At 49.9% G+C, this 25249-nt stretch carries 22 protein-coding genes and 2 tRNA genes; 20 read left to right on the top strand and 4 right to left on the bottom strand.

Annotated elements, in window-relative coordinates; translation table 11 throughout:
* Positions 1 to 187: 187 nt before the first annotated feature.
* The 17 genes from rlmD to AC1RVX_RS16920 all read left to right on the top strand — a co-directional run bounded on the left by rlmD (position 188) and on the right by AC1RVX_RS16920 (position 17992).
* Positions 188 to 1522, top strand: a complete 1335-nt coding sequence (gene rlmD / locus AC1RVX_RS16840; protein ID WP_493217752.1) for a 23S rRNA (uracil(1939)-C(5))-methyltransferase RlmD — start codon at positions 188 to 190, stop codon at positions 1520 to 1522.
* Between the two features lie 203 nt (positions 1523 to 1725).
* Positions 1726 to 2151 (top strand): nucleoside-diphosphate kinase, encoded by a 426-nt coding sequence (gene ndk, locus AC1RVX_RS16845; protein ID WP_493217753.1) that lies wholly within the window; start codon positions 1726 to 1728, stop codon positions 2149 to 2151.
* A gap of 76 nt (positions 2152 to 2227) precedes the next feature.
* Positions 2228 to 3388: a dual-specificity RNA methyltransferase RlmN gene (gene rlmN, locus AC1RVX_RS16850; protein ID WP_493217950.1), complete on the top strand. Its 1161-nt coding sequence runs from the start codon at positions 2228 to 2230 to the stop codon at positions 3386 to 3388.
* Positions 3385 to 4197, top strand: coding sequence for a type IV pilus biogenesis/stability protein PilW (gene pilW, locus AC1RVX_RS16855; RefSeq protein ID WP_493217754.1), 813 nt, complete (start codon positions 3385 to 3387; stop codon positions 4195 to 4197). Before rlmN ends, pilW begins: the two co-directional genes overlap by 4 nt.
* A 7-nt stretch (positions 4198 to 4204) precedes the next feature.
* Positions 4205 to 5230, top strand: coding sequence for a helix-turn-helix domain-containing protein (locus AC1RVX_RS16860; protein WP_493217755.1), 1026 nt, complete (start codon positions 4205 to 4207; stop codon positions 5228 to 5230).
* A 2-nt stretch (positions 5231 to 5232) separates the two neighbouring features.
* Positions 5233 to 6510, top strand: a complete 1278-nt coding sequence (gene ispG, locus AC1RVX_RS16865; protein ID WP_493217756.1) for a flavodoxin-dependent (E)-4-hydroxy-3-methylbut-2-enyl-diphosphate synthase — start codon at positions 5233 to 5235, stop codon at positions 6508 to 6510.
* 14 nt (positions 6511 to 6524) lie between these two features.
* The gene (gene hisS, locus AC1RVX_RS16870) at positions 6525 to 7886 is read left to right on the top strand and encodes a histidine--tRNA ligase (protein WP_493217757.1); all 1362 of its coding nucleotides are present in this window, start codon (positions 6525 to 6527) and stop codon (positions 7884 to 7886) included.
* A gap of 51 nt (positions 7887 to 7937) precedes the next feature.
* Positions 7938 to 8594, top strand: a complete 657-nt coding sequence (locus AC1RVX_RS16875; protein WP_493217758.1) for a YfgM family protein — start codon at positions 7938 to 7940, stop codon at positions 8592 to 8594.
* 12 nt (positions 8595 to 8606) lie between these two features.
* Positions 8607 to 9764 carry an outer membrane protein assembly factor BamB gene (gene bamB / locus AC1RVX_RS16880; protein WP_493217759.1) on the top strand — a complete coding sequence of 386 codons (1158 nt, stop codon included), beginning with the start codon at positions 8607 to 8609 and terminating at the stop codon, positions 9762 to 9764.
* A 6-nt stretch (positions 9765 to 9770) separates the two neighbouring features.
* Entirely contained in the window at positions 9771 to 11111 is a 1341-nt protein-coding gene (gene der, locus AC1RVX_RS16885) for a ribosome biogenesis GTPase Der (RefSeq protein ID WP_493217760.1), read from the top strand.
* Positions 11112 to 11262: 151 nt separating this feature from the next.
* Positions 11263 to 11499: an RNA chaperone Hfq gene (gene hfq, locus AC1RVX_RS16890; RefSeq protein ID WP_186946602.1), complete on the top strand. Its 237-nt coding sequence runs from the start codon at positions 11263 to 11265 to the stop codon at positions 11497 to 11499.
* A 35-nt stretch (positions 11500 to 11534) separates the two neighbouring features.
* Positions 11535 to 12662 carry a GTPase HflX gene (gene hflX / locus AC1RVX_RS16895; protein WP_493217761.1) on the top strand — a complete coding sequence of 376 codons (1128 nt, stop codon included), beginning with the start codon at positions 11535 to 11537 and terminating at the stop codon, positions 12660 to 12662.
* A gap of 31 nt (positions 12663 to 12693) precedes the next feature.
* Positions 12694 to 13968, top strand: coding sequence for an FtsH protease activity modulator HflK (gene hflK / locus AC1RVX_RS16900; RefSeq protein ID WP_493217762.1), 1275 nt, complete (start codon positions 12694 to 12696; stop codon positions 13966 to 13968).
* Entirely contained in the window at positions 13968 to 14870 is a 903-nt protein-coding gene (gene hflC / locus AC1RVX_RS16905; RefSeq protein ID WP_493217763.1) for a protease modulator HflC, read from the top strand. Before hflK ends, hflC begins: the two co-directional genes overlap by 1 nt.
* A gap of 97 nt (positions 14871 to 14967) precedes the next feature.
* Positions 14968 to 16119, top strand: a complete 1152-nt coding sequence (locus AC1RVX_RS16910; protein ID WP_493217764.1) for an ATP phosphoribosyltransferase regulatory subunit — start codon at positions 14968 to 14970, stop codon at positions 16117 to 16119.
* Positions 16120 to 16122: 3 nt separating this feature from the next.
* Entirely contained in the window at positions 16123 to 17436 is a 1314-nt protein-coding gene (locus AC1RVX_RS16915; protein ID WP_493217765.1) for an adenylosuccinate synthase, read from the top strand.
* Between the two features lie 22 nt (positions 17437 to 17458).
* Positions 17459 to 17992 (top strand): phosphoribosyltransferase, encoded by a 534-nt coding sequence (locus AC1RVX_RS16920; protein WP_493217951.1) that lies wholly within the window; start codon positions 17459 to 17461, stop codon positions 17990 to 17992.
* A 167-nt stretch (positions 17993 to 18159) separates the two neighbouring features.
* On the opposite strand, the gene AC1RVX_RS16925 is transcribed toward AC1RVX_RS16920, so the two are convergent.
* Positions 18160 to 18244, bottom strand: a tRNA-Leu gene (locus AC1RVX_RS16925).
* A 215-nt stretch (positions 18245 to 18459) separates the two neighbouring features.
* Positions 18460 to 18544: transfer RNA gene (locus tag AC1RVX_RS16930), tRNA-Leu, on the bottom strand.
* Between the two features lie 159 nt (positions 18545 to 18703).
* On the opposite strand from AC1RVX_RS16930, the gene rnr reads away from it, so the two are divergent.
* From rnr to cysE, 3 genes are all read left to right on the top strand, one after another.
* Positions 18704 to 21214, top strand: coding sequence for a ribonuclease R (gene rnr / locus AC1RVX_RS16935; protein ID WP_493217766.1), 2511 nt, complete (start codon positions 18704 to 18706; stop codon positions 21212 to 21214).
* Positions 21215 to 21235: 21 nt separating this feature from the next.
* Positions 21236 to 21976, top strand: coding sequence for a 23S rRNA (guanosine(2251)-2'-O)-methyltransferase RlmB (rlmB, locus tag AC1RVX_RS16940; protein ID WP_493217767.1), 741 nt, complete (start codon positions 21236 to 21238; stop codon positions 21974 to 21976).
* 126 nt (positions 21977 to 22102) lie between these two features.
* Positions 22103 to 22849 carry a serine O-acetyltransferase gene (cysE, locus tag AC1RVX_RS16945; RefSeq protein ID WP_493217768.1) on the top strand — a complete coding sequence of 249 codons (747 nt, stop codon included), beginning with the start codon at positions 22103 to 22105 and terminating at the stop codon, positions 22847 to 22849.
* A 25-nt stretch (positions 22850 to 22874) separates the two neighbouring features.
* On the opposite strand, the gene AC1RVX_RS16950 is transcribed toward cysE, so the two are convergent.
* Together AC1RVX_RS16950 and fliR are read right to left on the bottom strand one after the other, a co-directional pair.
* Positions 22875 to 24425 carry an NAD(P)H-hydrate dehydratase gene (locus AC1RVX_RS16950; protein WP_493217769.1) on the bottom strand — a complete coding sequence of 517 codons (1551 nt, stop codon included), beginning with the start codon at positions 24423 to 24425 and terminating at the stop codon, positions 22875 to 22877.
* Positions 24422 to 25249 carry a flagellar biosynthetic protein FliR gene (fliR, locus tag AC1RVX_RS16955; RefSeq protein ID WP_493217770.1) on the bottom strand — a complete coding sequence of 276 codons (828 nt, stop codon included), beginning with the start codon at positions 25247 to 25249 and terminating at the stop codon, positions 24422 to 24424. The genes AC1RVX_RS16950 and fliR overlap by 4 nt, the downstream gene beginning before the upstream one ends.

Consider the following 25249-nt stretch of genomic DNA (forward strand, 5'->3'; position numbering starts at 1 on the left):
TGGCCTGTTCGACTCGGTTGCACACTTAAATTTGTTACTGGTTGTTGTTAGCAGTTACTGGTCAGCGCTGGCCTTAAATAGTTCAATTCAACTATTTTTGAGCGCATGTCTGTCCATCTCTTATAATTCCGTCTTTTAAAATTCCACTTCTTAGCGGTGCGGCACGTACGCAGCACCGTCAATTTCCATGAATACAATAGAAATTCGCTCTTTAGATATGGACGCGCGCGGCGTCGGTAATTTGCAAAATGAGGATGGCTCGACTGGTAAAGTCGTCTTTGTGGATGGTGCACTGCCCGGCGAATTGGTTGAGTTCAGCACCTATAAAAAGAAAGCTAGTTGGGAAGCTGCAACGATGACCAGTCTGGTGCGCGAATCTTCACAAAGGGTGGAGCCGAAATGTGAATTTTTTGGTACTTGTGGTGGCTGCTCCATGCAGCATCTGGATGCCAATGCCCAGGTTGCGATGAAGCAGCGGGTGCTGGAAGATAATCTCTGGCATATCGGCAAGGTTAAGGCGGACATCATGATGCGCCCCATCATCGGCCCGACCTGGGGCTATCGCTATCGGGCCCGGTTGTCAGTGCGTCATGTGATTAAAAAAGGTACTGTACTGGTTGGTTTTCATGAAAAAAAATCGCGCTACGTAGCGAATATGGAAACCTGCGAGATTTTACCACCCCATGTTTCTGCCATGCTGATGCCCTTACGTGGCTTGATTGCCTCTCTGTCTATCGTTGAAGCATTGCCACAAATTGAGCTCGCCATAGGCGAGGGCGTGACTGCCATGGTATTGCGCATCATGGCACCGCTGTCCAAAGAGGATGAAGTCAAGCTGAAGGCATTTGCTGATCAATATCAGGTGCAATGGTGGTTGCAGACCAAGGGGCCGGAAACGGCATCACCGTATTACCCGTCAAGCAGCGACTTGCATTATCTGTTGCCAGAATTTGGTGTCAAAATGCCATTCAAGCCAACTGATTTCACACAGGTTAATCATCATATCAATCGCGTATTGGTGGCGCGAGCACTGCGTTTGCTGGGCGCGCAGAAAGATGAACGCATTGCTGATTTGTTTTGCGGATTGGGCAATTTTACTTTGCCAATTGCCACAATGGCAAAAGAAGTGATTGGTATTGAGGGTAGCGACACCCTGACTGAACGCGCATTAGAAAATGCGCGTCACAATGGTCTGGCGGAAAAGACTTCATTCAGTACCAGAAATTTGTTTGAAGTAACTGCGGACGATTTTGCGAAGTTGGGTAAATTTGACCGCTTTTTGATTGACCCACCACGTGATGGTGCCATGGCCGTGTGTCAGGCATTGATAGACCTGAGCCTGGGCGCACGACACCTTTTGCCCAAGCGTCTGGTCTATGTATCCTGCAGTCCTTCGACTCTCGCAAGAGATGCCGGTATGCTGGTCCATCAAGCTGGCTATCGCCTCAGTAGTGCCGGTGTTGTCAATATGTTTCCGCACACTTCGCATGTGGAATCCATGGCAGTATTTGATCTTATATAGCTAACAACAATGCATTGATGTGAGCATCCTGCCAACAGCCGGTTTGCCAGCGTTACAAATGACTTTGGGTGGATACCTGGAAGTTATTTCGTCAATTGTATTTCTTGAAAGACATATCTGATATTGTGGTTTCATGTTAAAATCTAAGGTTAGATGAATTCCCGAATTTTTTCTTAACCCTTTCTTTTTATTGGAGTTTTTAGATGGCTATTGAACGTACATTGTCTATTATTAAACCTGACGCTGTTGCAAAAAACGTAATCGGTCAAATTTACAGCCGCTTTGAAGGCGCTGGCTTGAAAGTAGTTGCTGCTCGCATGGCACAATTGTCCCGCGCTGAAGCTGAAGGCTTTTATGCTGTTCACAGCGCACGTCCTTTCTTCAAGGACCTGGTTGACTTCATGATCTCCGGCCCAGTCATGATCCAGGTTCTGGAAGGCGAAGGCGCAATTTTGAAAAACCGTGACCTGATGGGCGCGACAGATCCTAAGAAAGCAGAAAAAGGCACAATTCGTGCAGATTTCGCTGATTCTATCGATGCAAACGCCGTTCACGGTTCCGATGCTGCTGAAACAGCTGCTGTGGAAATCGCTTATTACTTCCCAGCGCTGAACGTGTATTCACGTTAATTCGGAATTAATCTGAATTTGACGTTTTAAGACTTCACCCTGTGCAGCGTTGTGCTGCGCAGGGTGTGAAAGAAAGATCATGACGGTGCTCACAAATTTATTGGATCTGGATCCAGCGCAACTCGTTGCTTATTGCGGCGCGTTGGGTGAGAAGCCGTTTCGTGCCAAGCAATTGCAACGCTGGATACACCAGTTTGGTGCCAGTTCGTTTGAAGAAATGACTGACCTCGCGAAATCCTTGCGCGAGAAGCTCTCAACGCGTGCCACTATTACCGCTCCCGCCATTATCAGCGATCATACCTCTACCGATGGTACGCGCAAATGGCTGGTCGATGTCGGACAGGGCAATGCGGTAGAGACTGTTTTTATCCCTGAAGAAAATCGCGGCACCCTGTGTATTTCCACTCAGGCTGGCTGTGCGGTAAATTGCCGTTTTTGCTCCACGGGCAAGCAGGGGTTTAACCGGAATTTGAGTGTAGCCGAGATCATTGGTCAACTGTGGATGGCCGAATTTGAGTTGCGCAAAACCAAGGGCATCCTTCCTGGTCCCAAAGGTGAACGTCAAATCACCAATGTGGTGATGATGGGTATGGGCGAACCCTTGCTGAATTTTGAGCCTACGGTAACTGCATTGCGCCTGATGCTGGATGACAATGCCTATGGTCTGTCGCGCCGCCGCGTGACCGTTTCCACCAGCGGTGTTGTACCCATGATAGACAAGCTGGCGCAAGAGTGCCCAGTGGCCTTGGCGGTATCACTGCATGCGTCAAATAACACCTTGCGTGACAGCCTGATTCCGCTGAACAAAAAACATCCGCTGGAAGAATTGAAGGCAGCCTGCAAACGCTATCTTGAATTTGCGCCGCGTGATTTTATTACCTTTGAATACTGTATGCTTGATGGTGTCAATGACACTGACGAGCATGCGCGGGAGTTGGTGCAACTGGTACGTGATGTGCCTTGCAAATTCAACTTGATTCCATTTAATCCATTCCCGGAATCTGGTTTGAAACGTTCCGCTAATCCGCGTATCAAAGCGTTTGCGCAGATATTGCTGGATGCAGGCATCGTCACTACCACGCGCAAAACTCGTGGTGATGATATTGATGCAGCTTGTGGACAGTTGGCCGGTGAAGTGCAGGACAGAACACGCGTGCAGGAACGCATGCAAAAAATGGCAGAGTATCAAAAGAAGTTTGGTGAAAATTTTGGCAAGATCGTGGAGATCAATCAGTGAAAATTTTTCAAATGCGTCACCGTCTGTTGACGGGCATGCTGCTAATGGTATTGGCTTTGAGTCTGTCAGCATGCGGGTCCAAACCGCGTCTCGAGGGAGATCAGCCCGAAGAGAACGTTTCAAGTGAAAAAATGGAGATACGTAAGCGGGCGTCCATCAGGATGCAGCTGGCGATAGACTATTATAAGCAGGGTCAGCAAAAAGTTGCATTGGAAGAAATACGTCAGGCATTGTTGATTGCACCTGATTTGGTCGATGCTTACAGCGTGCGCGCCCTGATTTTCATGGATTCGGGTGAAAAGCAGTTGGCTGAAGAGAACTTCCTGTATGCGTTGAAACTGTCTCCAGGAAATTCAGATATAGAAAACAATTATGGATGGTTTTTATGTTTGAATGGCCGTGAAAAACAGGGTTTGGCTTATCTGGACAAGGTTATCAAAGATCCTGCTTATACGTCACCTGGCAAGGCGCTCAATAATGCTGGCTTGTGCAGCCTGCGCCTCAAAGACCCAGTGGGTGCTGAGCGTTATTTTTTGCAGGGTTTGAGGGAAGACCCAGCCAATCCGGCAATTAACGCCAATCTGGCGAAAATATTGTTTGATCGCGGCGAATATTCTCAAGCCCGTTTTTATATTAATCGCGTCTTGAAATTTGATGTGCTTGCAGCAGACGTATTGTGGCTGGCAATCAAGATAGAAAAGAAAATGGGCGATGAAGGTGCGGTCAGCGGCCTGGCGACACAGTTGCGTCGTCGTCATCCCAATTCCAAAGAGTATTCGCTGTATCAACGCGGGGTATTTAATGAGTGAAGCGGGAATGAATTCACCTGTCGAGCCTATAACATCAGACTTGCCGGAAAATAAGGTTGCACTGTCTGTCGTGCAGACAGCCGGATCACATTTGTCTGCTGCACGTATCCAGCAGGGGATTAGTCTGCAACAGGTTGCGGATCAATTAAAATTGTCGCAACGACAAATTCTGGCGCTCGAAAATAACCAGTTTGAAAATTTGCCTGCGATGGTAATCGTGCGCGGTTTTGTTCGTTCATATGCGAAATTCTTGCGACTTGATCCCGCGCCGATCATTGCCTGCTTGCCTGCAGAGGCAGGCGTACCTGGTCTGGATGCTGATTTGCGACCAACACTGGCAACCCCTTTCATGGAGTCTCGTACGCCATTTTTGGGAAGACAAGACAACAATAATCGTAAATACCTGATTGGTGCAGCTTTATTTGCTGTATTCGCCTTACTGTTTGTTGGCGGGCAAAAGCTGGAGCAGTCCGGTTACTTCAAGGGCTTGTTAGCACCGTCGCCAGCGACCAAAGCACCGGAAGAAGTTGGCGCGACTGTGGAGCCTATACCTGCCAGTACGGTCAGTGAATCGGCGACAGAGAAGAAAGTAGAAGCTCCAGCTTCAAGTGTTAGCCTGGCGGGTAGCAGTACCAGATTGGAAAACCAGGAGCAGACGGCATCGTCGGTAAAACTGCCTCAGGATGCGCAGCCAGTTCCAAACCCGGCAACAGCTCCAGTTGCTGCTGCACCGGCAAGTGTACCGTCCCTGAGTACGCCTCTGGTAGTCGCAAGCCCGGCAACGGCAGAGGCTGGCAATAATCAACTGAAACTGAAATTCAAGCAAGATTCCTGGATACAGATCAAGCGCGAAAATGGCACGATCATCACCTCGCATCTGGCGAAGGCTGGTACGGAAGAATTTTTTGATTTGAAAGAAGCCTTGCAAGTCAGGATAGGTAATGCCTCTGGTGTTGAGGGTTGGTTGCGCGGTAATGCAATGAGTATTACACCAGGCAAGGACAGCAATGTCGTTAATATGAATGTGAAGTAAAGATGACGGATTTTTTATCGGAGATTGCATCTGGCCCAATGCTCAGGCGCTCATCCCGTTCAACCAGGGTCAGTTACGGTAGTCGTGAAGTGATTGTGGGTGGTGGTGCGCCGGTTGTAGTGCAGTCCATGACCAATACTGACACGGCAGATGCGATAGGTACCGCCATCCAGGTCAAGGAGCTGGCGCGAGCAGGTTCCGAACTGGTTCGCATTACTGTGAATAATGCTGAAGCTGCCGCTGCAGTACCGGCGATACGTGAGCAACTGGACAAGATGGGGATTGATGTCCCTTTGGTGGGCGATTTTCACTACAACGGCCACACACTGTTGCATGATTTTCCTGATTGCGCCAAAGCGTTGTCCAAATACCGGATTAATCCAGGCAACGTAGGGCAGGGTGCCAAGCGGGATACACAATTTGCTCAAATGATAGAAATGGCCTGTCGCTACGACAAGCCAGTGCGTATAGGTGTGAATTGGGGTAGCCTTGACCAAGCCCTGCTGGCCCGCATCATGGATGCCAATGCAAGTCGCCCTGAACCATGGAGCGGGCAGGCCGTCATGTACGAGGCATTGATTACTTCTGCCATTGAGAGCGCCCAGAAAGCGGAAGAGCTGGGACTGGCAGGTGACAAGATTATCCTGTCCTGCAAAGTGTCGGGCGTACAGGATTTGATCGCCGTTTATCGTGAATTGGCCCGTCGTTGTGATTACCCTCTGCATCTGGGGTTGACTGAGGCCGGTATGGGCAGTAAGGGCATTGTCGCCTCGACCGCTGCATTGGCTGTGCTGATGCAAGAAGGTATAGGCGATACCATCCGTATTTCACTGACGCCAGAGCCAGGTGGTGACCGCTGCCGCGAAGTCATCGTTGGTCAGGAAATTTTGCAAACCATGGGCTTGCGCAAGTTTACTCCCATGGTCATAGCGTGCCCAGGTTGTGGCAGGACCACGTCAACTGTCTTTCAGGAACTGGCCGACGATATACAGACTTTCCTGCGCAGTCAGATGCCCAGCTGGAAGCTGGAATATCCGGGTGTCGAAAACATGAATGTGGCTGTCATGGGTTGTATCGTTAATGGTCCAGGCGAATCCAAACATGCCAATATTGGCATTAGCCTGCCTGGTACGGGTGAGTCCCCGGCAGCACCGGTCTTTATTGATGGCACCAAAGCGGTTACCTTGCGTGGCGACAAGATCGCGGAAGAATTTCAGGCCATAGTCCTGGATTATGTAAAAAGTCACTATGCGCCGGCGAATGGCGTGTCAAATCATTGAATCAGGTAGCAAGCATGTCGGAAAACAAAAAAGCAGAAAAAATTGCAGGCATTAAGGGGATGAACGACCTTTTGCCAGATGACGCACCCATGTGGGAGTTATTTGAAAATACTGTGCAATCGGTGTTGAAGAGCTATGGCTTCCAGCAAATTCGTACTCCTATCGTCGAATCGACTTCGCTGTTTGCGCGTGGCTTGGGCGCGGTAACGGATGTCGTCGAAAAAGAAATGTATTCTTTTGAAGACTCCATGAATGGTGACAAGCTGACGTTGCGTCCCGAAGGAACTGCCGGGGTGGTCAGGTCTGCCATTGAGCATAATCTGGTGTATGACGGCCCAAGGCGTCTGTGGTATACCGGCCCAATGTTCCGTCATGAAAGACCGCAGCGAGGGCGCTATCGCCAGTTCCATCAGGTAGGAGCCGAAGCTCTGGGCTTTAGTGGTCCGGATATTGACGCCGAACTGATCATGATGTGCCAACGTTTGTGGGATGACCTGGGCTTGCAGAATGTGCGCCTGGAACTGAACTCAATTGGCGATGCCGCCGAAAGAACCCAGCATCGTGCAGCGCTGGTCGCCTATTTTGAACTGCATATGGATCTGTTGGATGCGGAAGCGCAGCGTCGCCTGCATACGAATCCTTTGCGCATACTGGATACCAAAAATTCTGTGATGCAGGAAATGGTCAATGCTGCTCCCAAGTTGCTGGACTATCTTGGTGAAGAATCGCGCGCCCATTTCGAAGGCGTACAAAAAATCCTGCGTCATAACAGTATTCCATTTACCATCAATACCCGCCTGGTACGTGGCCTGGATTACTACAACCGTACCGTGTTTGAGTGGGTGACGGATGAGCTGGGTGCCCAGGGTACGGTATGCGCTGGTGGTCGTTATGATGCGCTGTTCGGTATTTTTGGCGGCAAACCTACGCCATCTTGTGGATTCGCAATGGGCATAGAGCGTTTGCTGGAATTGATGAAGATCAATGGTGATGTGCATAAGCCAGCTTTGTGCGATGTATATCTGGTGCACCAGGGCGATGCCGGACAGGTTCAATCCATGGTGCTTGGTGAACGATTGCGTGATGCAGGGCTGGATGTTGTGTTACATTGCGCAACGGCGGCGGGTGCAGGCAGTTTCAAGTCGCAAATGAAGAAGGCAGATGGCAGCGGTGCAGCCTATGCCGTTATTATTGGCGAGGATGAGGCCAATAATAATACAGTCAGCATTAAGGCCATGCGTGCCAACGATGTTGAAAACAATCAGGTCAACGTACCATTTGATACAGCGGTTGATTATCTGGTCGACCAGATTGCCGGTGTGGAAGATGATGATCATTGCTGCGACGACCCAAACCACATCCATATTCATCATTGATACGCGTTAATCATATCAATAACGTTAATAATATAGATAACAATAGACACTATGGCATACGATTTAGAAGAACAAGAGCAGTTAGACAGCCTGAAAGATAGCTGGAAAAAATACGGCAATATGGTGACATGGCTGGTGATCGTTTGTCTTGGAGCGTATGCGGCCTGGACTTACTGGAATACCTATCAGGGCAACCAGTCCTTGCAGGCTTCGCAGTTATACGAAGAAATGCAAAAGTCAGTGACTGCCAAGGACAATACAAAAGTGCAACGTGCTGCTGATGATTTGAAAGAGAAATTCCCCCGCACAGCCTATGCTCCCATGGCTGCACTGGTTGCAGCGAAGAGTGCATTTGATGCAAATGATTTGAAAGTTGCCAAATCCCAGTTGCAATGGGTCGTTGATACGGCAAAGGTGGATGAATACAAAGCACTGGCCAAAATTCGCCTGGCAGGCATCTCGCTGGACGAAAAAGCTTACGATGAAGGTCTGAAGCAATTGTCTGGCAGCTTCCCGGCAGAGCTGGAAGCGGACGTACTGGATGCCAAGGGTGATATTTATGTTGCCCAGAACAATATCGCAGAAGCACGTACTGCCTATAAAACTGCATTGGACAAGATGTCGGAAAAAAATCCTGGGCGTCAGTCTTTGCAGATCAAGCTGGACGCCGTTGGTGGCACAGCCGAAACAAAAGTTGTCAGCAAATAACAGGAGCCATACATGCAATTTTCTGCCAAGCTGCTGGTTGCGGCATCTGCATTTTTTGCCCTGAGTGGCTGTTCTTCGTTATCGTCTTTAAATCCTTTTTCTTCCAAATCGGAAAAAAACGCGCCTGCAGTTTTGACTGAAATCAAAACCACCATGTCCATCAAGACCAGTTGGACTGTGCCTGTTGGTGCTGCCAGCAACTACTTGTTTGCACCTGCTGCGGCAGCGCAGAACGTGTATGCAGCTGCTGCTGACGGTACACTGGTCCGGATTGAAGTTGCCAGCGGCCGTATAGTATGGAAAATCAATGCTGGCACGCACCTCACTGCCGGCGTTGGTGTTGATGCAAACACGATTGCTGTGGTCGGTGAAAAAGGCCAGTTGATGGCGTTCGATCTGGATGGCAAACAACGCTGGAAGGTGCAAAGCACAAACGAGATATTGTCTGCCCCTGCAGTTGGGCAAAACTTGGTCGTAGTGCGTAGCATTGATAACAAAATATCGGCCTATGATGTCAACACTGGCGAACGTAAATGGTCGGTTGAAAGACCTTTGCCCCCCCTGACACTGCGCCTGGCGCCTGGTATTGTGATTGCTGAGCAGCAGGCACTCGTTGCTTTGCCCGGTGGTCATATGGCCTCGCTGGCACTGAATAACGGCGGTCTACGTTGGGAGGCCGTGGTTGGTGAGCCTAAAGGCGCGACAGAGTTGGAGCGTGTGGCAGATGTGTCTGGCGCACCTGTAATCTTGGGACGTGATGTCTGTGCCAGTTCTTTCCAGGGGCGTGTAGCCTGTTTTGATGTGGCTACAGGTGCTTTGCGCTGGAACAAGAACTTGTCCAGCGAGGTTGGTGTCAGTGTTGACGAGCGTTTCGTTTTTGCTGCTGATGTCAATGGTGCAGTTAATGCCTATGCCCGTACTGGCGGTGCCAGTGCGTGGCGTAATGATAAATTGAGTAACCGTCGTTTATCTGCCCCCATTTCATTTGATCGCGCAGTAGCGGTGGGTGACTTGGCAGGTTATGTCCACTTCCTGTCAAGGGAAGATGGTTCGTTCATAGGACGGGTAACTACCGATGGTAGTCAGATTTTAGCGGCACCACTGGTGGTGGATGCTAAACTGATCGTCCAAACAAAATCAGGATCACTGGTTGCACTTGCAACCGAGTAATAAATAATGAAGCCGGTTATCGCACTTATAGGCCGACCTAATGTCGGCAAATCCACGCTGTTCAATCGGCTTACCCGTTCTCGCGATGCTTTGGTAGCAGACTTGCCAGGTTTGACGAGAGACCGCCATTACGGTGAAGGCCGTGTTGGCGAACGTCCTTTCCTGGTGATTGATACAGGTGGTTTCGAGCCTGTTGCCAAGGAAGGCATCATGCATGAAATGGCCAAACAGACCAAGCAGGCAGTGGCTGAGGCTGATGTTGTTGTATTTATCGTCGATGGCCGTCAGGGCCTGACACCACACGACAAAACCATCACCGATTTTCTGAGGAAGTCCGGTCGTTCTGTCATGCTGGTGGTCAACAAGGCCGAGGGTATGAAATACACCTCGGTAACAGCCGACTTTTACGAGCTGGGCCTGGGTGATCCGTATGTGATTTCCGCTGCCCATGGTGATGGCGTGACTGATCTGGTCGAAGAAATGGTGGACATCGCGTTTGCGCAACGACCGCCAGAACTCGAAGAGCCTGAACCGAATGTCCGGGGCATCAAGATTGCCATCGTCGGTCGTCCCAATGTTGGTAAATCGACTCTGGTGAATACCTTGTTGGGTGAAGATCGTGTTATTGCCTTTGATATGCCGGGTACTACCCGTGATTCTATCGAAATTCCTTTCGAGCGCGAAGGCAAACATTACTCCCTCATTGATACCGCCGGTATTCGTCGACGCGGCAAAGTGTTTGAAGCGATAGAAAAATTCTCGGTCGTGAAAACACTGCAATCGGTGTCTGAAGCGAATGTTGTCTTGCTGCTGCTGGATGCGCAACAAGATATTTCGGAGCAGGATGCCCATATCGCTGGCTTTATTCTGGAATCCGGTCGTGCTCTGGTGGTTGGTGTAAATAAATGGGACGGCCTGCAGAGTGACAGGCGGGATGAAATCAAGATGGATATTGAGCGCAAGTTGAATTTCCTGACGTTTGCCAAATTCCACTTTATCTCTGCACTGAAATCGACCGGTATTGGTCCTTTGATGAAATCGATAGATGCTGCCTATGAAGCGGCCATGTGTAATTTATCAACGCCAAAGCTGACCCGTGCCTTGATCGAGGCGGTAGAACATCAGCAACCCAAACGCAAGGGTTCGATCCGGCCAAAATTGCGCTATGCGCATCAGGGCGGACAAAATCCACCTATCATTGTCATTCATGGCAATGCACTGGAAGCCGTGGGTGATGTGTACAAACGCTACCTTGAAAAACATTTCCGTGAAACTTTTTCCCTTACGGGAACTCCATTAAGGATAGAAATGCGATCGGGCAAGAATCCGTTCGACAAATCAAAATAATGGAAATAATGCCAGTTCCGATAAAAATTTGGTGCTGGATAGGCAATAAAGATAAAAATAGATTACATTACTTTGTAATCAACTTCTTGGATTACTTGTATTTTGCCAAGTAGTCCCCAACTCCTGATCACAACAACACAATGGAGCTGTTATGAGTAATAAAGGGCAACTACTACAAGACCCGTTTCTGAACGCATTGCGTAAAGAACACATCCCTGTATCAATTTATCTGGTGAATGGCATCAAGCTACAAGGCCATATTGAATCATTTGACCAGTATGTTGTTTTGCTGCGCAATACAGTGACACAAATGGTCTACAAACATGCTATCTCGACTGTTGTACCAGCACGTGCAGTCAGCATTAACACCGAGTCTGAAGCAGAGTAATTTTTGAGTACTGAATCATTGGAAAGAAGTCGTTCATGCGCGCCGCTTTAGTTGGTGTGGATTTTGGCAAGGACGACTTTGCCGCTAGCTTAGAAGAATTGTCTTTGCTTTCGCAATCAGCGGGGGCGGAGCCAGTGACAACCATCACTTGCAAGCGAGCAAGCCCTGATGCTGCTTTTTTTGTTGGTTCCGGCAAGGCAGATGAGATAGCACATGCTGTCGCTGATGCGGCGCTGGACATTGTGATTTTCAATCACGCATTATCACCAGCCCAACAAAGAAATCTTGAACGTCACATGAAAGTCAGGGTGGTTGACCGTACCAGCCTGATTCTTGATATTTTCGCTCAACGTGCCCACAGTCATGAAGGTAAGGTACAGGTGGAGTTGGCTCAGTTGCAACATTTGGCAACGCGCCTGATACGCGGCTGGACACATCTGGAGCGGCAAAAAGGTGGTATCGGCCTGCGTGGTCCGGGTGAAACGCAGTTAGAAACAGATCGCCGCCTGTTGGGTGAGCGGGTGAAAATGCTGAAGCAGAAGCTGGAAAAACTGCACAAGCAGCGCGAAACACAACGTCGTTCAAGAGGTCGTAGCAATACCTTGTCAGTTTCTCTGGTTGGCTATACCAATGCAGGGAAATCAACTTTATTTAATACCCTGACCAAGGCTGGTGCCTATGCGGCCGACCAGTTATTTGCGACTTTGGACACAACATCTCGCCGGCTTTATCTGGGCGATGCTGGTAGTGTGGTAATTTCGGATACAGTAGGCTTTATTCGTGAGCTTCCACATCAGCTGGTCGCTGCGTTTCGTGCCACACTGGAAGAAACCATTCATGCTGACCTGCTTTTGCACGTGGTGGATGCTGGTAGTCCGGTTCGGTTTGATCAGATACAGCAGGTCAACGAAGTATTGAAAGAAATTGGTGCAGATCATATTCCACAGATGCTGGTCTGGAACAAGATAGACCTGGCGGGCATAGAACCATCGATTGACCTTGATGAGTGTGATAAAATTCAACGGGTTTTTCTGAGCGCTCGTACTGGGGCAGGTATTGGTTTGTTGCGCGAATCGATTGCTCAATTCGCGCTGGAAAAAGCGTCAACTTCGGGGCAAAATGTATTGCCAGAAGATTATGATGCGCGCTTTAATCTTCAGTAGTCCAACCCACTATTCATTGGATAGCGACAGAATGCTTGTTTCACTTCTCAAAAGAATTGGTTTGAACATGTCCTTGAACGACCCTCAATGGGGACGTGGTTCTCAAAACAATAATCAAGACAATAATAAAAAGCCGACCGAAGGGCCTCCTGATCTGGATCAGTTGTGGAAAGACTTTAGCCAGAAGCTGAGTCGTTTGCTGGGTCAAAAGGGCAGTGGTGGTGACAATAATGGCGGTTTCTCGCCAGATTCTTCTGGTGCTAAATTAGGTGCATCGTTGATCGTTGCCATTTTTGCTGTGATTTGGCTGGCAAGTGGTTTTTTCATCGTGCAGGAAGGTCAGACCGCCGTCATCACTACGTTCGGCAAATTGAGCCATCAGACTTCCGCTGGTTTCAACTGGCGTTGGCCTTACCCTATTCAGGGTCATGAAATCGTCAATGTGTCCCAGGTACGCACCATCGAAGTAGGTTATCGATCCAACGTGAAGAACAAGCAGGCACGTGAATCCCTGATGCTGACTGATGATGAAAACATCGTTGATATTCAATTTGCTGTTCAATATAAATTGAATAATGCGGCTGACTGGCTATATAACAATCGCGATCAGGAAGACATGATAAGGCAAGTCGCTGAGACGGCCGTGCGCGAAATCGTCGGTAAAAACAAGATGGATTTCGTCTTATATGAAGGCCGTGAAAAAGTCGCGCTGGATGTCAGCAGCAGCATGCAAAAAATTCTGGACATCTACACCGCAGGTGTTCAGATTACCAATGTGACCATGCAAGGCGTTCAGCCACCTGAACAAGTTCAGACAGCATTTGACGATGCAGTCAAAGCTGGTCAGGACAAAGAGCGGCAAAAAAATGAAGGCCAGGCCTATGCCAACGATGTGATTCCCAAAGCACGCGGTGAAGCATCCCGTTTGCTGCAGGATGCAGAGGCTTACAAGTCTCGTATCGTGGCAAATGCCGAAGGTAACGCTTCGCGCTTTAAACAGGTGTTGGCTGAATATCAAAAAGCACCTGCTGTGACACGCGACCGCATGTATCTGGAAACCATGCAGCAGATTTTTGCCAGCACCAGCAAGGTGATGGTGGATACCAAATCAGGCAATAACATGATTTACTTGCCGATAGACAAAATGATGTCGCCACCTGATGCGTCTGCGGGCAAAGCCGCAACAGCTACAATTGTGCAGCCCACAGCCCCTTCTGCCGAACAAATGCCCACAGTAGAGATGCGTTATAGCAAAGATGGAAGATCAAGAGATACCCGCGACTCTCGTGACAGGGAGGTGCGGTAATGAATAAGCTGATTTCTGTTATCGTTGCTCTGCTAGCAGCCATACTGGTTGCGTATTCGACCATATTTGTGGTTGATCAGCGCTCTCATGCCATCGTTTTTGCCCTGGGTGAAGTGCGTTCGGTGATTAGCGAACCGGGCCTGCATTTCAAATTGCCTCCACCTTTCCAGAACGTGTTGTTTTTGGATAAGCGTGTTCTGACTATTGATTCTCCAGAAGCGGATCGCTTTATTACTGCCGAAAAGAAAAATATTCTGGTGGATTCCTACGTCAAATGGCGTATCAAGGAACCAAAACTGTATTACGTCAGCTTTAATGGCGAAGAACGTCGCGCCACGGATCGTATGTCGCAGATTGTCAAGGCTGCGCTGAATGATGAAATCACCAAACGCACCGTGCGTGAAGTGATTTCTGGCGAACGTGGTAATGTCATGGATGCGATCAAGAAAAAAGTCGCAGAAGAATCAAAGCAGATCGGCGTGGAAATTGTTGATGTACGTTTGAAACGCGTTGACTATGTAGAGCAGATCAATAACTCCGTTTATGACCGCATGAAGGCGGAACGTACACGTGTTGCCAATGAATTGCGATCTACGGGTGCAGCTGATTCTGAGCAGATTCGTGCTGACGCTGACAAACAAAGAACTGTGATACTGGCCGAAGCCTTCCGCGAAGCGGAGAAAATGCGCGGTGCTGGTGATGCGGAAGCATCGCAGATTTATGCTCAGGCGTTTGGACAAAACCCCGAGTTCTACAAGTTTTATCGCAGCCTGGAAGCCTATCGCAACAGCTTCAAGAGTAAGAGTGATATTTTAGTAGTTGATCCCAACTCTGACTTTTTCAAATATTTTAAAGGCTCTGGAGCTACTGGCGGTAATGCGCCTGCGGTAAAAGGCAAGTAATTTATTTGTTTTCTCGACAGCGATCTGTACCTCAAGGTGCAGATCGCTGTTTGTCGGATTGGCCAAGCCAAATTTTTTGTTTATTACATAATTCTCCATGCCAAATTGGCTTTTACCTGAAAATATTGCAGACATCTTGCCATCAGAGGCCCGCAAGATAGAAGAACTGCGTCGTGCCTTGCTGGATCACTTCAGATTGTTTGGTTACGAGCTGGTGATGCCTCCGTTGCTCGAATATATCGAATCCCTGTTGACAGGGGCAGGGCAGGATACGGACTTACGTACCTTTAAACTGGTTGATCAGATGTCTGGTCGCACCATGGGCCTGCGTTCGGACATGACTACCCAGGTTGCCCGTATCGACGCACATTTGTTGAATCGCCGCTCCGTTACACGCCTGTGCTATGCAGGTAGCGTCTTGCAGACCAGACCATCTGGCTTGCATGCCACTCGTGAACCCTTGCAGATTGGTGCCGAAATCTATGGCCACGCCGGCCTTGAGGCGGATGCCGAAATTCAAGAGCTTGTGCTGGGTTGTCTGGCACTGGCAAATATCCGTGATGTGCGCCTGGATCTGTGTCATGTGGGTGTCTTGCGCACCTTGCTGGCGGCAGACCCACTCGCCAAGGCTCAGGAAAACACCCTGTTTGCCCTGCTTGAGGCAAAAGACCTGCCAAGTATAGACAAGCTAAGTCAGAATTTCTCTACCGAAGTCAGGGGTGCCTTGTTGGCTTTACCTGGCTTGTATGGTGATGCTTCCGTGATTGCGAAGGCGCGTGCTGTCTTGCCGGCAATGAAGGGTATTGACGTTGCTCTGGACGAGTTGGAATATCTGGTCAATCTGACTGGTGGTGCCCATGTCACCGTCGATCTGGCTGATTTGCGTGGCTACCACTATCACAGTGGCGTTATGTTCAACGTATTCGTGCCAGGTTTGCCGAATGCAGTTGCGCGCGGTGGGCGCTATGATCACGTGGGTGAAGCCTTTGGTCGTCTGCGGCCAGCGACTGGTTTTTCTCTGGATTTGAGGGAGCTGGCGCGCCTGCTTCCTACGGCAGAAAGAAAAGGGGCAATACGTGCGCCCTGGGGCAGCGAGCAACTCTTGCGTGAAAAAATCGCCCAGTTGCGTGGCGATGGCGAGATCGTGATTCAAAGCATGCCCGGGCACGAGAATGAACAAGACGAATTTGATTGCAATCGTGCGCTCATTTTCGATGGTGGCAAATGGATTCTTCAAAATGTAGGTTGAGTGATGACACAAACTAAAATTGCAAAAAACGTTGTTGTAATCGGTACCCAGTGGGGCGATGAAGGCAAAGGAAAAATCGTTGACTGGTTGACCGACCATGCGCAAGGTGTAGTTCGCTTTCAGGGCGGACACAATGCTGGTCACACGCTGGTGATAGGTGGCCAAAAGACAGCCTTGCAGCTGATACCTTCGGGCATCATGCGCGCCGGTGTCGCTTGCTATATCGGCAATGGTGTAGTGTTGTCTGTGCCGGACCTGTTAAGGGAAATCGACAAGCTGCAGGCAAATGGCGTAGAAGTGGCTTCGCGTCTGAAAATTTCAGAGGCCTGCCCGGTCATTCTGCCTTACCACACTGCGCTTGACGCAGCGCGTGAAATCGCTCGTGGCGCCGCCAAAATCGGCACCACTGGCAAGGGCATAGGACCGGCCTATGAAGATAAAGTTGCACGTCGTGCGATTCGTGTTGCCGATTTGCTCAACGCAGAACGTTTTGCTGAAAAGCTGCGTGATAATCTCGATTATCACAATTTTGTGCTGACCAATTACCTGAAGGCACCTGCCGTTGATTTTCAGAAAACGCTGGATGATACGCTGGCTAACGTGCCACGTATTCGTCCTATGGTGGCTGACGTGTCCAGCGCGCTGTATGCAGCCCATAAGGCTGGTGCCAGCCTGTTATTTGAAGGTGCACAAGGTAGCTTGCTGGACGTTGATCACGGCACTTATCCTTTCGTTACCTCCAGTAACTGCGTGGCTGGCAATGCCGCTGCCGGTTCTGGTGTTGGTCCTAACATGCTGCATTACATCCTGGGCATTACCAAGGCTTACACCACCCGTGTCGGTTCTGGTCCTTTTCCGTCTGAACTGCCGACGGACGCAGGTGTAGGCAAGCATTTGGCCAGTGTCGGTCATGAATTTGGTACTGTCACTGGCCGTGCACGCCGTTGTGGCTGGTTCGATGCAGCCCTGTTGAAGCGTTCTGTGCAAATTAATGGTGTTTCCGGCATGTGCCTGACCAAGCTGGATGTACTCGATGGTCTGGAAACACTGCGCCTGTGCACAGGCTATAAAGTGGATGGCAAAGTCGTTGATATCTTCCCTGTCGGCGCTGAAGAAGCGGCCCGTTGTGAAGCTATTTATGAAGAAATGCCAGGCTGGACTGAGACAACGGTTGGTGCCAAGAGCATGGATGCGTTGCCAGTCAACGCCCGCAATTATATCCAGCGCATCCAGGAGCTGGTCGGTGTTCCAGTAGATATGGTTTCTACCGGCCCGGATCGTGAAGAAACGATCGTTTTAAGGCATCCATTTATTTAAGAAGGAAAATAAGAATATGAATATGCCCGCATCAACAGACAAGGATTTATGGGTTTCCTGGGAAGCCTATCATCGTTCGATCGAACAGTTGGCCTTGAAAGTACATGAAACTGGCTGGAAATTTGACCAGGTACTTTGCCTGGCGCGCGGCGGCTTGCGTCCAGGTGATATTTTCTCGCGCATTTTTGATGTGCCGTTGGCGATATTGTCGACCAGTTCTTACCGTGAAGAATCCGGTACCGTGCAGGGATCGCTGGATATTGGCAAGTATATCTCCATGACCAGAGGGGCTTTACAAGGTCGCGTATTGGTGGTGGATGATCTGGTGGATTCCGGCGTGACACTGGAAAAAGTGCTGGTGCATTTGCGCGAAAATTTTCCAGCAGTGACCGAGGCGAAGTCAGCAGTTATCTGGTACAAGGCATGTTCATCTGTGAAGCCAGATTATTATCTTGATTATCTGACGACCAATCCATGGATACATCAGCCTTTTGAAGAATATGACAGCATCAGGCCACATCAGTTGAATGCCTGGTTAAAAAAAGGCGCGAAGTAAGCATGTCCAGAAAACGGAAGCGTAGTCTTCCGTTTTTTTATGGTCAAGTTTGATTGAAATACGGAAAGTAGTAACTGATACTTAGGCAGGAGTATGGGGAAGTGGTCATAGACAAAATGAGCGGAAATGAAAAAGCCCGCTGACGAATCAGCGGGCTCTCAAATTGGTGGTGCCCACGGAGGGACTCGAACCCCCACACCTTGCGGCACATGGACCTGAACCATGCGCGTCTACCAATTCCGCCACGTGGGCAACGGAAGGCGTAATTATAGAGCATTTGAGGTGTTTTGGGTGAGTATTTCTGAACGAAAATCAAAACAGTGCAAATCTGCTTGCGTTGACTTTTATAGAGATGTAAAAAACGCCATGAACATTGGTGGTATCAGGACGAATGGAGTTGAGCTGGAAAAGCAAGAGACTGCGAAAATGAAAAAGCCCGCCGACGAATCAGCGGGCCCTCAATTTGGTGGTGCCCACGGAGGGACTCGAACCCCCACACCCGAAGGCACATGGACCTGAACCATGCGCGTCTACCAATTCCGCCACGTGGGCAACGGAGAACAACATTATAAATTAATACCGAGATTTGTCAAGGCAGGTAACTTGGCGAAGATAAGAATTGTTAGGCGAAAGAGGTTTGCTCCGGTAAACTAATGCCTGATTATGGTTCTGGCGTAGACCAGATTAACATTTAAAGAAAAAATATAAGATTTGAATAAGCATTTATACCCCATTCCCAGCCGCGAAGAGATACTGGGCGTTCTACGTACTAACAAGGCAAAAATGACGGCCTCCGCCATAGCGGATGGTTTGTCGGTTAAACCTGAGGAGTTAGATGGCATGACACGACGATTAAACGCGATGGAAAGGGATGGGCAAATTAAAGTGGATAAAGGTGGCAGTTACACCATCGCCAATCAAGATAATTTCATCAGCGGAAAAGTCAGCAGCCATCGCGAAGGTTATGGCTTTCTGATACCGGATGACGGTAGCGAAGACTTGTTTTTGCCAGAGCGCGAAATGCAGAAAGTGCTGCATGGTGACCGTGTCATGGCGCGCGTGGTCGGTACTGACCGGCGTGGCCGCCTGGAAGGCGGCATCCTGGAAATCCTGGAAAGAGCCAACACCCACGTTATCGGGCGTCTGCTCAATGAAAATGGTGTCTGGATCGTTGCGCCTGAAGACAAGCGATTCAGCCAGGATATCCTGCTGACCGGTGCGCCCGGCAAAGCAAAAGCCGGGCAGGTTGTCAGCGTTGAGTTAACTGAACAGCCTACACGTTATGCACAGCCGGTTGGCAAGATTGTTGAAGTGCTGGGTGATGTAGATGATCCAGGCATGGAAATCGAAATCGCGGTCAGAAAATTTGGCGTGCCACATGAATTTTCTGAAGCCGTCAAAAAAGCCGCAGCGAAACTGCCATCCGAAGTTCGTGACGTAGATCTCAACGACAGGGTTGATCTGCGTGATATCGCGCTGGTCACCATTGACGGCGAAGATGCGCGTGACTTTGATGATGCCGTATATTGCGAACCCATCAAGATCGGTCGCAGCAAAGGGCACCGTCTGATCGTCGCGATTGCCGATGTCAGTCATTACGTTCATCCTAACGATGCACTGGATGAAGAAGCACTGTTGCGCAGTACATCCGTGTATTTCCCGCGCCGTGTTATTCCCATGCTGCCGGAACGATTGTCGAATGGTCTGTGTTCCCTGAATCCGGACGTTGATCGCTTGACGCTGGTCTGCGACATGGTCATTACACAGGATGGTGAAGTTACAGCCTATCAGTTTTACCCGGCAGTCATGCACTCGGCAGCACGTTTTACTTATACCGAAGTAGCGGCCATCCTGGGTAATACCAAAGGCCCCGAGGCCGCCAAGCGCATGACGCTGGTGCCGCATCTCCTGCATCTGTATGAAGTTTTCCAGTCGCTGCTGAAAGCGCGCCAGGTAAGGGGTGCGATAGATTTTGAAACGACAGAAACTTATATCGTTTGTAATCCATCCGGCAAGATAGAAAAAATTCTGCCACGTACGCGCAATGATGCCCATAAGCTGATTGAAGAATGCATGCTGGCAGCAAACGTGTGTGCCGCCAATTTGCTGGAGACTTATAAGCATCCTGGTACATATCGTATCCATGCCGGCCCTACCAAAGAAAAGCTGACCCAGGTCAGGAATTTCCTGAAGCAGGTTGGCTTGTTCCTCAACGGTGGTGATTCACCGTCGGCCTCTGATTATGCCGAGTTGATGAAGAAAATCAAAGGCAGGCCAGACGCGCCGCTGTTACAGACCATGTTGCTGCGGTCCATGCAACAAGCTGTCTACAGTCCCGATAATATTGGCCATTTCGGCCTGTCTTATGATGCCTACGCACATTTCACCAGCCCGATCCGCCGTTATCCCGATCTGCTGACGCATCGGGCTATCAAGGCTATTTTGCAGGGACGTAAATACGAACCCAAAGGCATAGATCTCAGCTTGTTGAATACCACCGTCTCCAATGCTGCCCGCAAGCAAATGGTTGCTGACAAGGCCGCTGGTAAGAAAAAAGTCGAAAAAGATTTGACGATCTGGGACGCACTGGGCGTACATTGTTCTGCCAATGAAAGACGTGCCGATGAGGCATCGCGCGATGTCGAAGCCTGGCTGAAATGCTATTTCATCCGTAGTAAACTGGGTGAAGAGTTTACTGGCATGATCACTGGTGTCACGCAGTTCGGTATTTTTGTGCAACTTGACGAGATTTATATTGAAGGCTTGGTGCATATTACTGAATTGGGTGCAGACTACTTCCAGTTCGATGATGCACGCCATGAATTGCGTGGCGAACGTACTGGCAAGCGTTATCAATTGACGGATAAAGTCAGGGTGCAGGTGAGCCGGGTTGATCTTGATGCCAGAAAAATTGATTTGAGTATTGTACTGCCGACATCCAGCAAACTCCCAGGTGGGCCCGGCGAACAAAGAAGTGTCACAACAGCGGATAAGAACCGCAAAAATCCGGCCAATACAAGAAAGCCCGCTTTGGAGCCGGAAGAAAAATTAGCACCTGTTTTTTCCAAGTCGACAAAAACCACGACAGTGAAAAAGGGAAACGTAAAAGCAAATGAAGATAGTTTTTCTGGGGGACGTCGCCAGAAATCTGCTACTCCACCTGCCAGTGCCAAGAAAAAAGCTCCTGGTACTGCAGGCAAAGCTACAAAGAAAAGACGCTAGTAGATAATTGAAAAGAACAAGATGAAAAGTAAAATGATATTTGGCTTCCATGCGGTGACTTCACGTATCCGCCATGAAGCCTCTTCTGTCGACGAGATTTATGTCGATTCTTCCCGCATTGACAGACGCATGCAGGATTTACTGAATACAGCAAAAGCTGCTGGTGTGCGCATTATTCAGACAGACGACCAGCGTCTCAGCAATATTGTTGGTACCCGCCGTCATCAGGGCGTGGTGGCGAAAGCCAGTGAACTGTCACTGGCCCGCAATCTGGATGAATTGCTGGATGCAATCGATGGCCCGCCTTTGTTGCTGGTACTTGATGGCATTACCGATCCGCACAACCTGGGCGCCTGCCTGCGGGTTGCTGACGGTGCTGGCGCTCACGCTGTGATCGCACCAAAAGACCGTGCCGTGGGTTTGAATGCAACCGCAGCCAAAGTCGCCAGCGGTGCGGCTGAAACCGTACCTTATATTACAGTCACCAATCTGGCGCGCACCCTGCGTGAATTGAAAGAGCGGGACATCTGGTTGGTCGGCACGACGGATGAAGTCGAAAAAAATATCTATGATGTCGACTTCAAAACCGGCAGCGCCATCGTCATGGGTTCTGAAGGTGAAGGTATGCGTCGTCTGACCCGTGAAACCTGCGATGTGCTGGTCAGCGTTCCCATGTTTGGTTCTGTTGAAAGCCTGAACGTCTCGGTGGCTTCCGGTGTTTGCCTGTATGAAGCGCGTCGTCAGCGTCTGGTACGAAGCTGAAACGGACTTGCTGGTTAAAGCGGTTCGATTTTTGCGCCCGCCATTCCCCGGCGGGCATTAGGGGCTCTCCACGGGTCTTTGTGAAATACGCTACTATTACCTCCCGCCAGAACATTTTTAAAGTCCATGTTTAGCCGCTTAAGAGAAGATATTGCAAGTATCATTAAAAAAGATCCCGCAGCCCGTAATGCGTGGGAGGTGATTACTTGTTATCCCGGTTTTCAGGCGATTGTCATGCATGGGTGGGCGCAATGGTGCTGGACGCGGGGCATGAAATGGCTGGGGCGCTTTATCTCCCATATTGCCAGGGTATTGACCGGCATAGAAATACATCCGGGTGCGAAGCTGGGACGCAGAGTCTTTATCGACCACGGTTTCGGTGTGGTGATAGGTGAAACAGCAGAAATCGGTGACGATTGTACTATTTACCAAGGGGTGACCTTGGGGGGAACTTCTTTATCCAGAGGTGCCAAACGTCATCCTACGCTGGAGGCGGGTGTCATTGTCGGTGCCGGTGCCAAGGTGTTGGGTGGTTTTACTATAGGTGCCGGTGCCAAAATCGGTTCCAATTCCGTGGTACTGAAACCTGTGCCTGCCGGTTCCACGGCAGTCGGTAATCCGGCCCATATCATCAAGAAAGAGGTGGCGTCAGCAGATTCTGAAGCGGCGCAACTGTTTACTGCCTATGGTGTGACGCAGAATAGTGATGATCCTATTTCCAAGGTATTGCACAAGCTGATAGATCATGCCGCGTCTCAACAGGAACAGATAGAAAAACTGTCGGCGGCGCTGTCTGGCGCAGGCATCGTTTGCGATGCGGCACAAAAAGCTGAGAAACTGAATCCCGAACAGATCAATAGCCTGGTAGATTGATCTGGACTTTTGATCAGACCTTTACTTAAGCAGTTACCAGCTGGTTCAGATTTTTTCTGATGACCGGTAGCAATTCGCTGGCAGTCAGACCTATGGGGCCAATCCCTTGTGTGACCAGTTCATCTGCCGCATAGCCATGTGCCCAGACAGCAATTCTCGCTGCTTCTTTGGCTGTACAACCCTGTGCCAGTAAAGCGCCAGTCACACCAGCCAATACGTCACCAGTACCGCCGCTGGCCAGTGCCGGATTGCCACTGGTGTTGATGGACAAATCTCCATTTGCTTCACAAATAATGCTACCTGAACCTTTCAGGACGACAACTGCATTCAATTGCTGCGCCAGTTTGCGTGCAGCAAGCAAGCGGCCTGCCTGTACTTCCACCACGCCTTGCTGTAACAAGCGGGCGGCTTCCAGTGGATGGGGCGTCAGTACAGTGGCAGCCGTCCTGGCTGCCAGGAGTTGTGCAAAAGCCGGGTCTGTAGCGATCAGGTTCAATGCGTCCGCATCTACCACCAATGTTTTTGCGGACTTGATTGCTCTGGTCAGTAAAACCTGTACTGAGGCTGATGTACCCAGGCCTGGCCCGATGACGACATGGTGGTTATCAAAGTCCATTTCTTCAGGAACCCGAAACATGATTTCAGGGTGCAGACTATCGTACTGTGGGCCAGCACCGGGAACGCAGCAATAAATGCGTCCAGCACCGGAATATTGCGCTGCTCGTGCCGCGAGGATGGCTGCACCCACCATGCCGCTGGCTCCGCCTATGATGATGACATCCCCATAACTGCCTTTGTGGCTATTTTGTTTGCGTGGCCGTAGCATGCCTTGTAGTGATGCTGCAGTATTCAGACAGGCTTTGCTGCGCGGGAAAAAACTCACAGGAATATCCAGCGTCGCCACGCTGACCTGGCCGGCATAATCTCGCCCTGCACCGGTATGCAGGCCTGTCTTGTTACCAATGAAAGTGATGGTATGTGTCGCACAAATAGCGACGCCATCACCACCTGTGACTTGTCCGGTATCCGCATTCAAGCCGCTGGGCACATCCAGTGCCAGCAACGGTATTGCATTCACCGCAGCAAGTTGGTTGATATCCCTGATCAGATTGGCGATGCTGCCTTCGGGCGCTCGTTTCAGACCTATGCCAAACAGGCCGTCAATGATCAGTGTCCAATCGGCAGGCAAAGTGGCCAAAGTGACTGCATCGATAAATTGCAGGCCTTGTGTCTGTGCTTTGTGCAGACTGGATAGCGCGTCGCAGGAATAATTTGCCGTTTCGCCGCATTGCAGTACGTATACGGCATGGCCCTGCGTCGACAATATTGTAGCGACTTCGAATGCATCTCCACCATTATTGCCAGGACCAGCCAGTACCAGAACTCTTGCCGGTACCTGAGTGAGCAGTTCGGCGGCCAGATCAGCAGCGGCCAGTCCGGCTTTTTGCATCAGTGATATTGTACCCTGATCAAATTGTGTCGCCAGTGCACGCGTCTCTATCGTGCGAATTTCTGCCACGCTGTACACGCAATCGAGCTTATCATCCTGATTGCCGGTGGTTTGCATAGTGCTCATTTCGGTTGTAGGGCAGGTGGCAAGGTTGATGGCTTGATCGGTGACACGTTCGATTGCCCAACGGCCTGCATGGCTTCTATGCCTTGTTGAAACAGGTTTTCCAACGGCAAAAGCAGATAGGGCAGTATCAGCGCCAGCATCAAAAACCCTACACCTATGGTAATCGGAAAGCCAATGCCGAATAAATTTAACTGTGGAGCGGCACGCGTCAATATACCCAATGCCACGTTGGTAACCAGTAAGGCGGCCACGATGGGCAGAGATAAGCGCATTCCCACACTGAAAATCTGCTCACCCCACAATGCCATTTTTTGATAATTCAGTCCGGTCTGAAAAGTGGTTGAAATCGGTATGGTTTGAAAGCTCTCAACCAGTGTCGCTAACATGGACAGGTGCACATTTGCAGTCAGCAAGAGCAGGGTAGCAGTCAACACCAGAAACTGTGCAATCGCAGAAGAACGTCCCTGTGTTTGCGGATCAAAGAAAGTGGCAAAACCAAGACCCATGGTCAAGCCCGCTACCTCGCCAGCCATTTCTATGGCAGAAAAAACGACGCGCATAACAAAACCCATGCCCATGCCTATGATCAATTGCTGCGACAGCACCAGTATGCCATTCAGCGATACCGGGTCCAGCGCGGGAACGGTGGACAGGGTAGGGCCGACTATCAGCGCCAGAACAATCCCCAGCGCCAGCTTGATCTGTACTGGAACGGTATTGTTGCCGAAAGGTGGGGCAACTGCAATCATGCCCAGTATCCTGGTCAATGGCCAGATAAAGGAATTGAGTAGTACGATCAGTTCATTGCTGGAGAAGGAAATCAT

Source organism: Undibacterium sp. GW821-FHT11B02 (genome assembly GCF_058808955.1).